7 protein-coding genes are annotated in these 13,266 nt (G+C 37.6%); 1 reads left to right on the plus strand and 6 read right to left on the minus strand.

Going from position 1 to position 13,266, the window contains the following annotated elements:
- Positions 1-20: 20 nt before the first annotated feature.
- Entirely contained in the window at positions 21-896 is an 876-nt protein-coding gene (locus BZG01_RS06760) for an AraC family transcriptional regulator (RefSeq protein ID WP_101309059.1), read from the plus strand.
- Positions 897-985: 89 nt separating this feature from the next.
- Here the strand turns inward: BZG01_RS06760 and BZG01_RS06765 are convergent, their stop codons facing one another.
- The 6 genes from BZG01_RS06765 to BZG01_RS06785 all read right to left on the minus strand — a co-directional run bounded on the left by BZG01_RS06765 (position 986) and on the right by BZG01_RS06785 (position 12,822).
- Positions 986-2,425 (minus strand): glycoside hydrolase family 28 protein, encoded by a 1,440-nt coding sequence (locus tag BZG01_RS06765; RefSeq protein ID WP_101309060.1) that lies wholly within the window; start codon positions 2,423-2,425, stop codon positions 986-988.
- Between the two features lie 45 nt (positions 2,426-2,470).
- Positions 2,471-4,126 carry a glycoside hydrolase family 28 protein gene (locus tag BZG01_RS06770; protein ID WP_218973031.1) on the minus strand — a complete coding sequence of 552 codons (1,656 nt, stop codon included), beginning with the start codon at positions 4,124-4,126 and terminating at the stop codon, positions 2,471-2,473.
- 21 nt (positions 4,127-4,147) lie between these two features.
- The gene (locus BZG01_RS21770) at positions 4,148-5,299 is read right to left on the minus strand and encodes a glycoside hydrolase family 88/105 protein (RefSeq protein WP_218973032.1); all 1,152 of its coding nucleotides are present in this window, start codon (positions 5,297-5,299) and stop codon (positions 4,148-4,150) included.
- A gap of 18 nt (positions 5,300-5,317) precedes the next feature.
- Positions 5,318-6,838 (minus strand): sialate O-acetylesterase, encoded by a 1,521-nt coding sequence (locus BZG01_RS21775; protein WP_218973033.1) that lies wholly within the window; start codon positions 6,836-6,838, stop codon positions 5,318-5,320.
- A 221-nt stretch (positions 6,839-7,059) separates the two neighbouring features.
- Positions 7,060-10,665, minus strand: coding sequence for a DUF4450 domain-containing protein (locus BZG01_RS06780; protein WP_180327241.1), 3,606 nt, complete (start codon positions 10,663-10,665; stop codon positions 7,060-7,062).
- 27 nt (positions 10,666-10,692) lie between these two features.
- Positions 10,693-12,822: a hypothetical protein gene (locus tag BZG01_RS06785; RefSeq protein ID WP_101309106.1), complete on the minus strand. Its 2,130-nt coding sequence runs from the start codon at positions 12,820-12,822 to the stop codon at positions 10,693-10,695.
- Positions 12,823-13,266 lie beyond the last annotated feature (444 nt).

Here is a 13,266-nt window from a genome sequence, read left to right on the forward strand (position 1 = left end):
TTGCACTTTTTGGACCAATAATGGAAGATTTTTTCAAATACATATCTGCAAGTGAAGAAGACAAGGATTGGGGACTCTATTTAAATGTGGCCGGAAAATCAAAAGTCCCCTCAGGAATCAGCTATCCCTCTGCAGAACATCCCAGTGGATATCACTTTTCATGGACCAAAGGGCGCACTCTAAATGAATATCAGATTAACTACATTACAAAAGGAACAGGGACACTCGAAAACGCCCGGGGAAAATTTGCGGTTAAGCCTGGTTCATTACTAATTATCCGAAAAGGGGAATGGCATCGCTACAGACCTACCAAAAATGAAGGTTGGCTTGAACATTACATTGGTTTTGACGGCATGTTTGCGAACCACTTTTTGCAGGAAAATCAAATTCTGCAAGGACAATCGGTTATTCATTGCGGTGTGCGCGAAGATTTTATTGATACTTACTACAAAATTTTCGAGCTGGTTCGAAATGAAGATCCAGGAAACCAGCACATTGCTGCCGGACTGGTGATTAAATTACTGGGATGTATAGTTGCCTGGGAAAAGCAAAAAAACTTCTCAGGAAAACCTATTGAAAAGCTGATTCAGGAAGCTCGTTTTTACATGCGGGAACATATTGAACAAGAGGTAGATCTTCAAAAACTTGCAGAAGATAATTGCATTGGATATTCCTACTTTCGAAAGATGTTTAAAAAATATACAGGGATCTCCCCCCACCAATATCATTTGGATTTAAAAATCATGAGATCAAAAGAACTGATTCTAACAACCAATAAATCGATGAAAGAAATCAGTTACGAACTCGGCTTTCAGTCTATTCATTATTTTAGCCGGATATTTAAGAAAAAAGTAGGACAAAATCCGTCAGAACTGCGTGGAACCGTTACAAAATAGTTGAAAACAAAAAAGAGACCATCTATTTAAGACAGCCTCTTTTCCTTTACTTAGATATACTAAAAGCTAAATCCATTGTGTATAGCAACTTAGTTTTTAATACTTACATCTTTATTATTGCTAAGTTTTAACTTATTTTCTTTTACTCCCCGCACTTTAAAATCAGTAAACTTCCAGTTTCTTGCAAAGGATATATTTCCTGCATTCTCACCTTCGAAGCTAACATTCTTAAACTGAAAATTATCAATGGTACTTTCCTCCATACCGGTTACCTTTATGCACGTTTGAGCATTAATTGCATGTACATTCTCAAAAAACACATTTTTGAATTTAGGCATGCCTTTTTCAGGTGGTACTACCCCTAATAATTTTTTCCAATGAATCGGTAACTCCTCATAATTATAACCCTCTGGCAATTTTGAATTGCTATAGGATGGATTCCAATTTAAGTTCACAACAAACGGATCCCTTACCCCATCCATTTGGATGTTATACATGTAAATATTTTCGATTGTACCCCCTCTTTGCGAAGTACTTTTAAAACGCAAACCATATTTAGTTCCTAATCCTTTCATATTGTATATCAGTACATTTCTGATACTCCCTGAGGTCTCGCTTCCGCAAGTAAACAAACCATCGCCTCGGCCGGCAATACAATCACGAATCACAATATATTCACACGGACGATTTACTTTTAAACCATCAGAATCCCGGCCTGCTTTTAAGCAAAAATTATCGTCGTTACAATTTATATAGCAATTTTGCACCAGAATTCTGCTTGATGAATCAATATCAACTCCGTCGGTACTAGGTCCTTTCCCTTCAATGTTATTATTAATTGTCATCCCCTGAACAGTTACATACTCCGAATACAAAATATGAACAGACCAGAAACCAGCCTGATACAATACAAAATCTTTCAGCGTTACATCTTTTGAATTCTCAATAATGATACCTCTTGGTCTTTTGCAATCGTAATCAACAACCCAACGCAAACCTTTCGGGTTATACTCGTCCCGCATGCTGTGATATTTGTCCCAAAATACTTTACCCTTTCCATGTACCACACCATCACCAGTAATGGCCACATTATGCTGATCAATAATATTAATTAATCCTGCCGGCCAATCCATTTCAATACCTGCCACTCTTGTTGGAATTTCTTTATAGTCTTTAAGATCCTGACTTCCTGAAATCTGCACTCCTTTAGGAATATCGAGAATTACGTTTGATTTTAAAAATACCGATCCTGAAAGGTAGATACCTGTTTTAAATCGAACAACACCACCTCCCGATTCAGCACATTTATCGATGCATGCCTGTATGGATTTGGTACACAACGTTACTCCATCTCCAACGGCTCCAAAATCAGAAGGATTGTAGATTACTCCTCTTGAAACTGGTTGTGTTCTAGCCCCTACATCAGTAATCCAATCGCACTTCGAAAGATCTGGCTCAAAATCCTGCCCCATACTTGAAATAGATATCATCAGGAATATTCCTATTAAACTTATTTGTTTCCAACTCATCTGTCTGTTTTTCTAATTATTAATTGATTTTCTATTCTATTAATATCAGTTCTTCAATTCAATTTTATCTTTTGGAAAACTGCCTGTTATTCCCTTAATCTGATTGATGTCAGTATTCCAGATTTCCAATCCTGTTTTCAAACTATCAGGATATGAAACATTATCAAACTCTATGTTTGAAACATTTTCGACGGTTACAGCCGGTCCCGAAAGCGGCGAAATAGAAACATTTTTCAAGCTAATATTTTCCGCTTCACAGAATTTACCACCCAATTGAGCCGACATATAAACATTCTCAATTTGAATACCACTGATTTTCATTTCCGGCAGACCATTAAAAAACATAGCCCGTCGTGAATTTACAGAAACAATATCCTTAAAATAAAGATTACGGAAACTTGGCGTTTCTTCATTTACACTAGGGATATTTGTTGCTTCCACATCAGACTTTTTGTCTCCTATGAGCTCTGCAGAGGGTGAATTTCCGCCATAATATAAATTGAAAGAAAGCGCATCGGTAACAATATTTTGCATGCTAATGTTTGAAACATATATGTTCTCAACAACACCGCCTCTTCCTCTTCGGCTTTTAAAACGCAATCCAACATCAGTACCTAAAAACGAGCAGTTACTAACTTTAATATTTTTAACCCCGCCGGACATTTCACTACCAACCACAAAACCACCGTGGCCTTTATACACAAAACAATTATCAACAATCACATTTTCGGTCGGAATTCCACGTTTGCGTCCATCTTCATCTTTTCCCGATTTAATGCAGATACCATCATCACCAACATCAAATTTACTATTTACAATAATGGTATTTTCGCAGGATTCCAAATCAAGTCCATCACCATTTTGCGCAAACGATGGATTTCTTACCGTTATGTCGTCAATAATTATATTTTTGCATTGTAACGGATGTATATTCCAACTTGGAGAGTTTGAAAAGCTGACTCCCTGCAAAAGCACATTTTCACATTCAATCAAACTAATCATAACCGGACGCAGAAAATCTTTAATGGATTGCCATTCTTCCTCTGTCTTTAAGTTCCTAGGAACATTCATATTGCTTACACCATCACCTTTAAGCGATTTTTCACTGGGAAACCAATAATCACTTCTTTTATAAGCGCCTCCTTTTGCTGTTATTTTTTTCCACAGACTCTCTGTAACCTTTTGTTTTTTTACTGGTCGCCAAGCATCTCCGGATCCGTCAATGCATCCTTGTCCTGTTATCGCAATATTTTTAAGATTCTTTCCTGATACAGGTGATTGACAACGACGTGTATCAAGTCCCTCAAAACTGGTTTCCACCAATGGATAATCGTTAAAGTCCCGGCTAAACTGAATCAAAGCTCCTTTTTCAAGACGAAGATTAATATTGCTCTTCAGTTCAATTGGTCCTGTTAACCATATCCCTTGAGGAACAAGCAAAGTTCCACCACCTTTTTCAGCCAAATCATCAATGGCCTTTTTAAATGCCACTGTATTTTTGAATTGCCCGTTACCAATACCTCCAAAGGAGGTAATGTTTATTTCCTGATCGGGAAACTGCGGTGCATAAACGAAAGGCATGTTAAAAGGTAAATTTTCATACAAATATGAAAATCTATAAGACTCATTTTCTGGCTTTTGTCCCCCCATGGAACAACCCGCTAAAAGTATAAACCAGATATATTTCGTGAATAATTTCATTTTATTTTTTTTAGTGATTCTTTATTTCTCCAACTCCAGACATCCCATTATAAATGGCCCAGTGGCTTTGCTGTCGTTATCTCTAATTCTTTCGTTGACATAGTAATTGAAGCTGCCATCTCGATATGGTTTTCCGCCCAAACCAGCAACGGCACAACATTTGGTTAAGCTTAATGTGCCATCCTCATTTTTTACAATCAGGTTTTTCATCAAGCCATTGTAAGCTTTAAGTGCTGTTTTTCGGTATTTTTTATCGATGTAGCCTTTATTTACAGCTTTTGCATAACCGTACATATACATCGAAGAAGCAGAAGCTTCCAAATAATTTCCTTCTCTATGTCCCTGATCCAAAACCTGATACCATAATCCTGTTTCATCCTGATAATTCGACAGTGCTTCGGCCACACCATCAATAATATTCAGTAAGTTTTTTCTTTGCGGATGATTTTCAGGAACGTAATCCAATACATCAACCAGAGCCATAAACCACCAGCCCATACTTCTTCCCCAAAAATTTGGTGACTGACCGGTTATTTTATCAGCCCACTTCTGATTATGACTCTCATCCCATGCATGGTAATACAAACCTGTTTTCGCATCTCGGGTGTGTTTGGCGCATATTACAAACTGATTAATAGCATCATCCAACAAATCCGGTTGGTCAAAAGTAACAGCATACTGAGCTAAAAAAGGAGCTCCCATATATAAACCATCCAACCAAACCTGATGCTGATAAATAAGCTTGTGCCAAAAAGCTCCTTCGTGTGTTCGGGGATGCATCTTTAGTTGTTGAATTAGCCGATCCATGGCTAATTTATATTTCTCATTTCCAGTCTCTTTATATACATCAAAAAGAATTTTCCCGGAATTAATGTAGTCGATGTTATACGATTCAACTTTGTATAAATGAATCTCTCCATTTTCATTTATAAGCGAATCGGCCCATTTGATGACATAATCGAGGTATTTTCTGTTGCCGGTTGCCTTCCATACTTTCAACATTGCAAGGCATCCCAAGCCCTGCGAATAACCAAAATACAATCTCTTACCATGATCCAACTGCCAGGCTTCCGGAAATCGTTTCATCTCCGAATCGGCAAACTGAACAGCTGTTGATTGTGCTTGTGTAAGCTGACTTATCAGGAGTAGTGAATAAAGAATTATTGTTCTCATATTGTAATAATTATTGTTTTATTTTGTAGTGTCAGTTCTAAAAGGAGATGCAGGCAGTCCTTCTATATTGTATAAATCAGCCCTAAAAAAATTGTCCCATCCATACCTTACATTTTCAATTTTATTTACCTGTTCTGATGATACAATGATCTTTCCCCCATTTATTGTCGCCTTGGCAGGATAAAAAACACCATTGGAAGATGCTGCCGTAAAACCTTTTATGGAATCATTTGGGCACATAAGTCCGTTATTGCAAAAATCAAAAGACAGTACAGCCTGATGGTTTTTTATTTTCATGGATACAAATCTTGGTCCTGAATAGGGTATTTTCTTTTTATATGTTTTTGCCAGAGCCCAGTTTGCCAAACGCTCTCCTGGAATTTGTTTGTTACGCGGATGAATATTAATTGAATCTCCGGCATCGGTTATCACTACCATTCCTGTGTTGTTTACTGATTGCCATGCTTTTAACTGAGCTTCACGAATTTGTGGCGGTTGTTTGTAATGGGGTGCAATTTGTACAAAGTAAAAAGGCATTTCCGGCAGCTGCCATTCTGTACGCCAACTTTTAATCATTTTGGTGAACACATGCTGATAATCATTATATCTGATGGAGTTGGATTCGCCCTGATACCAAACCACACCTTTTATGGAATAGTTAATAATTGGATGGATCATCCCGTTCCATAATGTTGAAAGAGCCTTGTTGTGATAGATACCTTTGGGTTTGGATGGTTTCTTTATCTTTTTATCCGTATTATCAGAAGCTAATTTGGCAACTTCCAGCTCATAGTTTTTTAGATTTGTTTCGTATTGCTGTAGGTCTTCGGGGTAATGATCTCTCGAAGAATAAAATTCTTTAATTAAAGCGGCATAAACAGAATCATGTTCCATCACCTCCATTTTTGTCCATGCTTCGGCAGGAGTTCCTCCCCATGTAGATTGAATTAGACCTATTGGAGTACCGAGGTTTTGGTAAAGTTTACGTCCAAAAAAGTAGCCCACAGCAGAAAACGTTTTTACGGATTCACTATTGCAAATGTCCCAATGCCCATTACAGCTATCCAATTCATGCTCGGGTGATAATTTTTGATCGATATGAAATAATCTGATCTCAGGATAATTGGCTTCCTGAACAACTTCCTCATAGTTGACGACCCCTGTTTGCCATCTGAGTTTTTTGTCTACCGGAAAATCCATATTTGATTGCCCGCTGCATAACCATACTTCACCAATTAATACGTTTTTAATAACAATGGTATTTTCACCTTTTATGGTAATGGTTTGGTTGATTGATGCTTTGGGCGTTTTTATAATAAGACTCCATTTTTCATCTTTGCCACTTGTGGTAAAGTAATTTTTTCCCCAACTGGTGTTTATATTTATTTTTTCTCCAAATGAGGCTTTGCCCCACAATTTAACTTCTGATTGTTGCTGCAATACCATATTATCTGAAATAATTGCCGGCAAAAACACTTTTGCCGAAGTATTAAAGAATGCAAAAAGCAAAAGAAAAGTGCATAATAAACTGTATTTCATTTGTCTAAATTTGTTTTTTATTACCATATAGCCTGTCCCGAACTTGTTTCGGGAGAATTCGCCAATTTAGTCATCCTCGTGTGTTAGAAAAGTCTTCTCATGGCTCGTTTCATCTGTTTATAATTTTAATTTTTTGTCAGGTAGAACTTACTATATAATCATTTCCCTGTGTGTGAAAATTCTATACATGGACGTTTCAAATCTCATTTCATCGTGTGAACTTATTTTAATAAAGTAATTCCCATTAATCCGATAACAACATCGTTTGCCAAACTTTCCAAGCTTATGCTTTGCAATTCTTTCGATGAATTTAAAGGCAAATCAATGAAAATACCTGCACCGCCATCTATCCCACGACCATATACCTCGTCTTTGCTTATCCCTAATTCTTCACCCAAATTCCTGCTGACAATTCCCGTTTTAAAAGCTATTCGGTATGGAGCTGGTCGTTTCAAAGCAAAAGCGTGATCATCTACATACAAATCCTGCTCTATTGGCAACCAATTATCCGGATTCACTAAATTCAATTCTTCGTGAGTGCCATCAGTATAATGAACTTTTATGAGTCCATTTGGGATATGACATTGCATGTGGTTTGTGCTTCCAGCCATCATAAAATAGGCATGTCGTGCCTTTCCTGATACCGGAATATCCACTTTCGTTGGATAATTATCCCACAAACTGGTAAAAACAATGTTTTTCCTTTCTAAATCACAAATCGTGCGAAACGGAACATGAAATGGTGTATTTAGAAGGCTATTTTTAGCAGAAGCTCTTAACCCACTGTCATCAATTTCTGCTGTATGGGTCGGATGACACCATTCGCCAATTCCCTGTGTTGGAATTTGCAAAGTGGTATAAGGCGATCTTGGCGACAAATATTCTTGCTTAAATATATCCGATACAGATGCATTAAAAAATTGATCCATATTCACCATTTTATAATTACCGGAATTTGCTTTCACATTCCAATTGGTGATTGTTTTTTGAAACAAACACTTATCATCATTCAAAATTTGAAGACGATTACTGCCAAATACAGCACAAGTATCCGGAATTTTAATTAAAGCTGATGTTTGTCCTGCTTCTACTGACAACGGAATTGAAAACTGATTTACCATCACATTGCCCGAAAATAACTTGTTGCCATTGTTGGTGATTGAAAAGGCCAGTTCTTCATCTTCGGCATTGTAAGAAATATCAAATGCATCTTTAATTTCAATATTTACCGGTTCCCACCAATTCATTTGACCTTGTTCTAATTGTACGAATAAAGTCCGGTTTCCTACTTCACCCACTAATTGTCCCGAAATGGATTTGGATTTCACAGATGCCTGATTCAATACATTTTGAGGATCGTAAATAGCTGCAATTTTATTTGTTGTGCTAAATTTCCATTGATCATCAGCCACTCCTATTTTTTGGTAATCTGATTTTTTAAGATTTTTACCCTTCCAAATGATTTGAACCTGCGCACTATCTTTTAGTTCAGCATTAATTTGAATCAAAGGACTTCCAATATTTTCAACAAGCAACCATGATTTTGATTCTCCATTAACCAAAACCTCTGAAATTTGATCTCTTACTGCCAACACCTTTAATTCCAGATTTACCTTTTCAGCCAGTTTATTTCTGATCAAGTAAGTATCCGTTTCTTCTTCCCTATCGAATTTCAAAGTAATATCAGCAGTAGTAATACTTGCATGCTCCCATCCGGAAGGAAATCCGGGACGAAGCTCCAGCCGGTTGTTTAATAAATCCGGATGAATTCCAAATAATCCTTCTACCAATACTCTGGAATACATTCCAACAGGATCACCAAAATCGCGGTAGCATTCTCCGCGGGCTTTATCGTAATAACTAATTTGTCCGATATTACCGGGACTGCTTCCCATGTACATTCCGTCTAAAACAGAGCTTTTGAACAGTTTAAAACCTTCATTGTATCTACCTGCCTGCCAATAAGAAAGTGCGGTATGAGCCACCTCAGCAAAGGCCACATTATTAATTGACCATGAATACGGAAACCAATGCGTTGTTGAAATGATTTCATAATTGATTCCATCATTCAATCCCTTGGCTTTAACAGGAATGTGAGGAATTTCAGTATCGATATACCTTGTGGCCTGATAAGCCTGAAATATATCTGATACATCAGAATCCAAAGCATGATAAATTGTCCAAACACCTGCATTGGGATGAACATTTTTATTCCCCATTAAATCAACGTATTCTGCCCACCATCCTTTCTCAGTCAACCAAAGTTTTGAGTTAAGTGCTTTCATTATTTTTTCAGATTCAACAATGTAAGCTTGCGGATCGTCTCCAATTTTTGAAGCTATTAATGCTGCCATTTTATTTGCCCTGTAATTGTATGCCGAAGAATGAGTAACTGCACCACTGTTGTAATAAAGAGCATCACTTGCCCAAATGCTTGCATAAGCATCATATAGGCCATCGTTATCGGGATCAAAATTTAATTTTTCCCATTTCAGATGGCGCTTGATAACCGGCCAAACTATTTTAGCATATTCCCAATCGCCTGTCCAGTTCAAATGCCAAAGCAACTCATCAATATAACACAGGTTCATGTCGTAATGATGCATTTTTGTTGTCTGATTTGGATTTCGGCAAATGTAACCATTGCTATACATTGGCGTCCCCCATTTTTTTTCAGCTCTTGCCAAATTCAAAGAGGAATCCTGAGCCGGATGAGGAATTGATGGTTCTATATCGGTTATTTGCGATGCTGCATAATTATCGAAATGCTGCCTGGCTTTGTGATGCCAGCCAACACAATCTCCAACATAAGCAGCCCGCCAGCCATTAAGCGGCATCCTCCAACCAATGGCTCCATGCATCCAGCAATTGTCCCAAATGGCATCGGCAGCAGTACTCAATACACCGCCCAATGGATTAATAAAAGAATCCGGCGTTTCTATTTGAACTGCATTTGCAATTTCTTTTCTTCTTCCTTCTGCCTGATCGTACCATTCCGTTAAATCACTATAATTTAAAGACTTATCACTCTTCAACTGAATACACACAAACTTTTTTACCGAATTTTCCAACGGTATTTTTGCCACCAAAACAGATTTATTATCAGATACTTTAGAGTTCCAAACCTGCATGGGAGAATCTAAAGAGAACGGAGATCCTGTTTTTAGCTTTGAATCTGCAGGAAAACAAGCTTCAATAGATCTGGGGTTTTTAGTGTTCTGTCCATAGTCCAACGAAAAACAGTTCTTGTAAATGCTATAATCATTACCTAAACAATCATCGGCATGCAAATCAAAACAGTCCGGTTTATCCACACCAAGATCCCCATTTCGCGAAAACCGTTTATTGCTTGCCCCGCCATACATCAATAAAAGTTCAATACCTTCAGGGATGTTCTCAGTTTCAATTTTCATGATCATCCCATCAGAATCTGCCAAAGCCAATACCGCAAGTTTTATAATACCATTACTGATAAAAGAATCCTGTATTTCGTAAATTCGACATCCCGGATAATAAGTACTTTTAATTTGAGAAGCACTATTTAACCAGACGCTGTTTTGCCCGTTCACAAAACCCAATTGAAGATTTCCACCCATATTTGGCATAAAAAAACCAAACTCAGGCACATCTCCGGTCTCTACACGAAATGCACTGTGTCCTCCATAAAGTGCCCGATTAAATTTTTTATTCCCGTTAAGGATAACAAAACCATCATTGTCCGGTTGGTATCGAAGGTCCCGTTCCAATTTATTATTTGCATCAGATTTATACTGAGCTGTTGCACAGATAAATGAAAGGGATAATATTGCTGTTAAGAATAATCTCATTTAATTTTTTTTGTTTTTCATTCCTGATTAAGGCATTACAGCCAAATCCTCCCATACCACATTCCAGGTTCCATCCTTAGGAAATCCGGGAGTGCCAATCGTATTGTTATCCCATCCTGCACACATCATGGAAACAGCAGTTAACAAACCACCATTACCAGGCAGATAAACCCTTAAACGATCATCCTGATAATTATGGCCATTGATTAAATAAGTGTTGGTTCGTTTGTCCATTAATAAAGCTTCCACTGCTTTTTCAGATTCACCCAATCTGGCCGCGCACATTGCTGTCATTGGATAATCCCATCCCCATGTTTTGTCCCAATTCCAGTTTTGTAAAATCCAATTAAGGGTGTTTTTCATATCATCCGGTCTTGCCAATTTACATTGAGGCAAAATCCCCAAAGCACCCAATACGGCTGGATGATCGGAAGTAAAACGGATATCTTGGTAAGTATCCAGAGCATCTTCTGCTGCCAGATACAAACCATCCTTTTCGGCTAACGGCGATAATTTATTGATTATATCATCCCATCTTTCATTTCTTTTTTCGCCTAATCGTTCGCGCCAATTTTGGGCAACTGACAAGGCATAATGCCAATAAGACAACTCGAATGGCGGATTAATAGTTTCTGCTGCCCTTAATGATTCCTGTGCAGGAATAATTCCTTTCAGAACATACCTGTCTCCCGTCTCATCATAAGTGGCAAACGACGCCATAAATTCAGCTGTTGCATTCACCAGATCCTTGTACTTGGTAAGGACTTCTTTCGAAGGATGACTGCGGTATACAAGCTCGCTCATGTAAATAAAATGAGGTTGCTGCCAAATTAAAAACGAACCTACCGAAGAAGGTGCTTCGGTGGCCGAAGGATCGGTCATTTTCATCCAGCGAACACCATCAAAGCCTTGTCGTTCGGCTATTTCTTTTGCAACAGGATAAGCTGTAGAATACCAATCCAGACTTCTCTCCAATAAATCAGTACGGTTCCATAATGCAAATTGAACTGCATGCCACCAATGCATTTCCAAATGAAATTTACCGAACCAACTGTTGTAGGTTAAACCTGTTTCCTGTGGAGGAATGGATCCGGCACATTGTATCGCCATTAAATATTGAGATAAAATTACGCGTCGTTCCAATTCGCTCGCTCGTTTATCGGTACATTTCGAAAAATCAATGGCACCACCATTTTTCCAAAATGATTGCCAATATTCCGATGATTTCGCAAGAACATTGTCTAAAGTATCTGTATTATCATCAGGTTTCTCTTTCGAATAGGCACAGGTAAAAGAAAATTGATTACTGTTTGGCGATAAAACAAAATAATGAGGAGCTTTTTCATCCATCTGCGCCTTTCCTTCCCATTTAATTTTCACAAAATAACAGTCATTATCCAATGTTCGTTTCAACAGACAAAATCCATCACCTTGAGAAACGACCTCCGTTTTGTGTTTTTCGGGTACATCGCAATTGCTGGCATCATCCGAATGGTTTCCTGTTGGGTAAGGAAATTTAAAATTGATTTTTAACTGAGCCTTGCCAATAAGTGCTGATGATATTTGTGCCTGCACTTCGTCTATAGATGGATGACATGCTGTCTTCACCAAAACAGAATCAGAATCCAATTTAAATTGACTAAGCAGTAAACCATCCCACAATTTCAATTCCTGATGAATATCAGTGATATCATCAGAATTAACCGTACTCCCATCTTGATGACTTAATTCCAATCCTATATAGCCTAAATGCAAACGATGCGGATTTTTCCTAAACCAGTTGGCTGCATCATGCGCTCTTCCCGGAGTTTTACTTTGCACAGCATACAACTCATCTTTTCCTCTAAAATTGTAGGTTTTTAAAGCTTCTTCCGGCTTATAATTATTGGGATTAAGAAAACTATGCCATCCCCATTGTGACTGAGTTCCTAAAGGAACACCTTTTTTATAGTTGGTTGGAAAAGTTTGCAATCCTGTGGCATCTGCCGTAAAAGCAAAATTTCCATTCCCAACCGATAAAGAACTTAATTCGTCAATTTTGGTTACGACCGGATTATTTCGCGTTACTAATTCGTACCTGTTTATTTTTTCAGGCACTTTGTTTTGACAGGCGAATAAGGCCAAACAGGCTATTCCAATTAGTAAGAATTGTTTCATATGATTATAATTTGTTTTCATTTGCCATATGGAACTTACCATGCTGAAATAATCATCTCCCTGTGTGTAGAAAGCTTTATACATGGACGTTTCATATGTTTATTATTTGTTTTTCAGTTGCCATATAGCCTGTCCCGAACTTGTTTCGGGAGAACTTACCATGCCGGGAATAATCATCTCCTGTGTGTCAAAAAATGTTTTGGCATGGACGTTTCATAATAGGATAAATTCTATATTATTTATGGATTTAATTTTCGTCATTTACTAAAAAAACAGACTTTGATTTTGAAATAGATATGGAAACTCAAATCTAAGACATGAAGATAATGCATCGTATGAAGGATTGTACAAATCTATGGAATATTGTACGGGCTCATACTGCAGATCTAAATGGTTGATTTTACTGCATTTCTTAAATAATCAGGCTTATACTGGAAAATGATT

The sequence above is a fragment of the Labilibaculum manganireducens genome (assembly GCF_002843385.1).
GTDB lineage: Bacteria > Bacteroidota > Bacteroidia > Bacteroidales > Marinifilaceae > Labilibaculum > Labilibaculum manganireducens.

What these genes read in the sequence shown, in the direction of transcription:
- BZG01_RS06760 (WP_101309059.1), top strand. Translation starts at nt 21, where the DNA reads ATGGAAGATTTTTTCAAATACATATCTGCAAGTGAAGAAGACAAGGAT.
- BZG01_RS06785 (WP_101309106.1), bottom strand. Translation starts at nt 12,822, where the DNA reads ATGAAACAATTCTTACTAATTGGAATAGCCTGTTTGGCCTTATTCGCC.
- BZG01_RS06780 (WP_180327241.1), bottom strand. Translation starts at nt 10,665, where the DNA reads ATGAGATTATTCTTAACAGCAATATTATCCCTTTCATTTATCTGTGCA.
- BZG01_RS21775 (WP_218973033.1), bottom strand. Translation starts at nt 6,838, where the DNA reads ATGAAATACAGTTTATTATGCACTTTTCTTTTGCTTTTTGCATTCTTT.
- BZG01_RS06770 (WP_218973031.1), bottom strand. Translation starts at nt 4,126, where the DNA reads ATGAAATTATTCACGAAATATATCTGGTTTATACTTTTAGCGGGTTGT.
- BZG01_RS06765 (WP_101309060.1), bottom strand. Translation starts at nt 2,425, where the DNA reads ATGAGTTGGAAACAAATAAGTTTAATAGGAATATTCCTGATGATATCT.
- BZG01_RS21770 (WP_218973032.1), bottom strand. Translation starts at nt 5,299, where the DNA reads ATGAGAACAATAATTCTTTATTCACTACTCCTGATAAGTCAGCTTACA.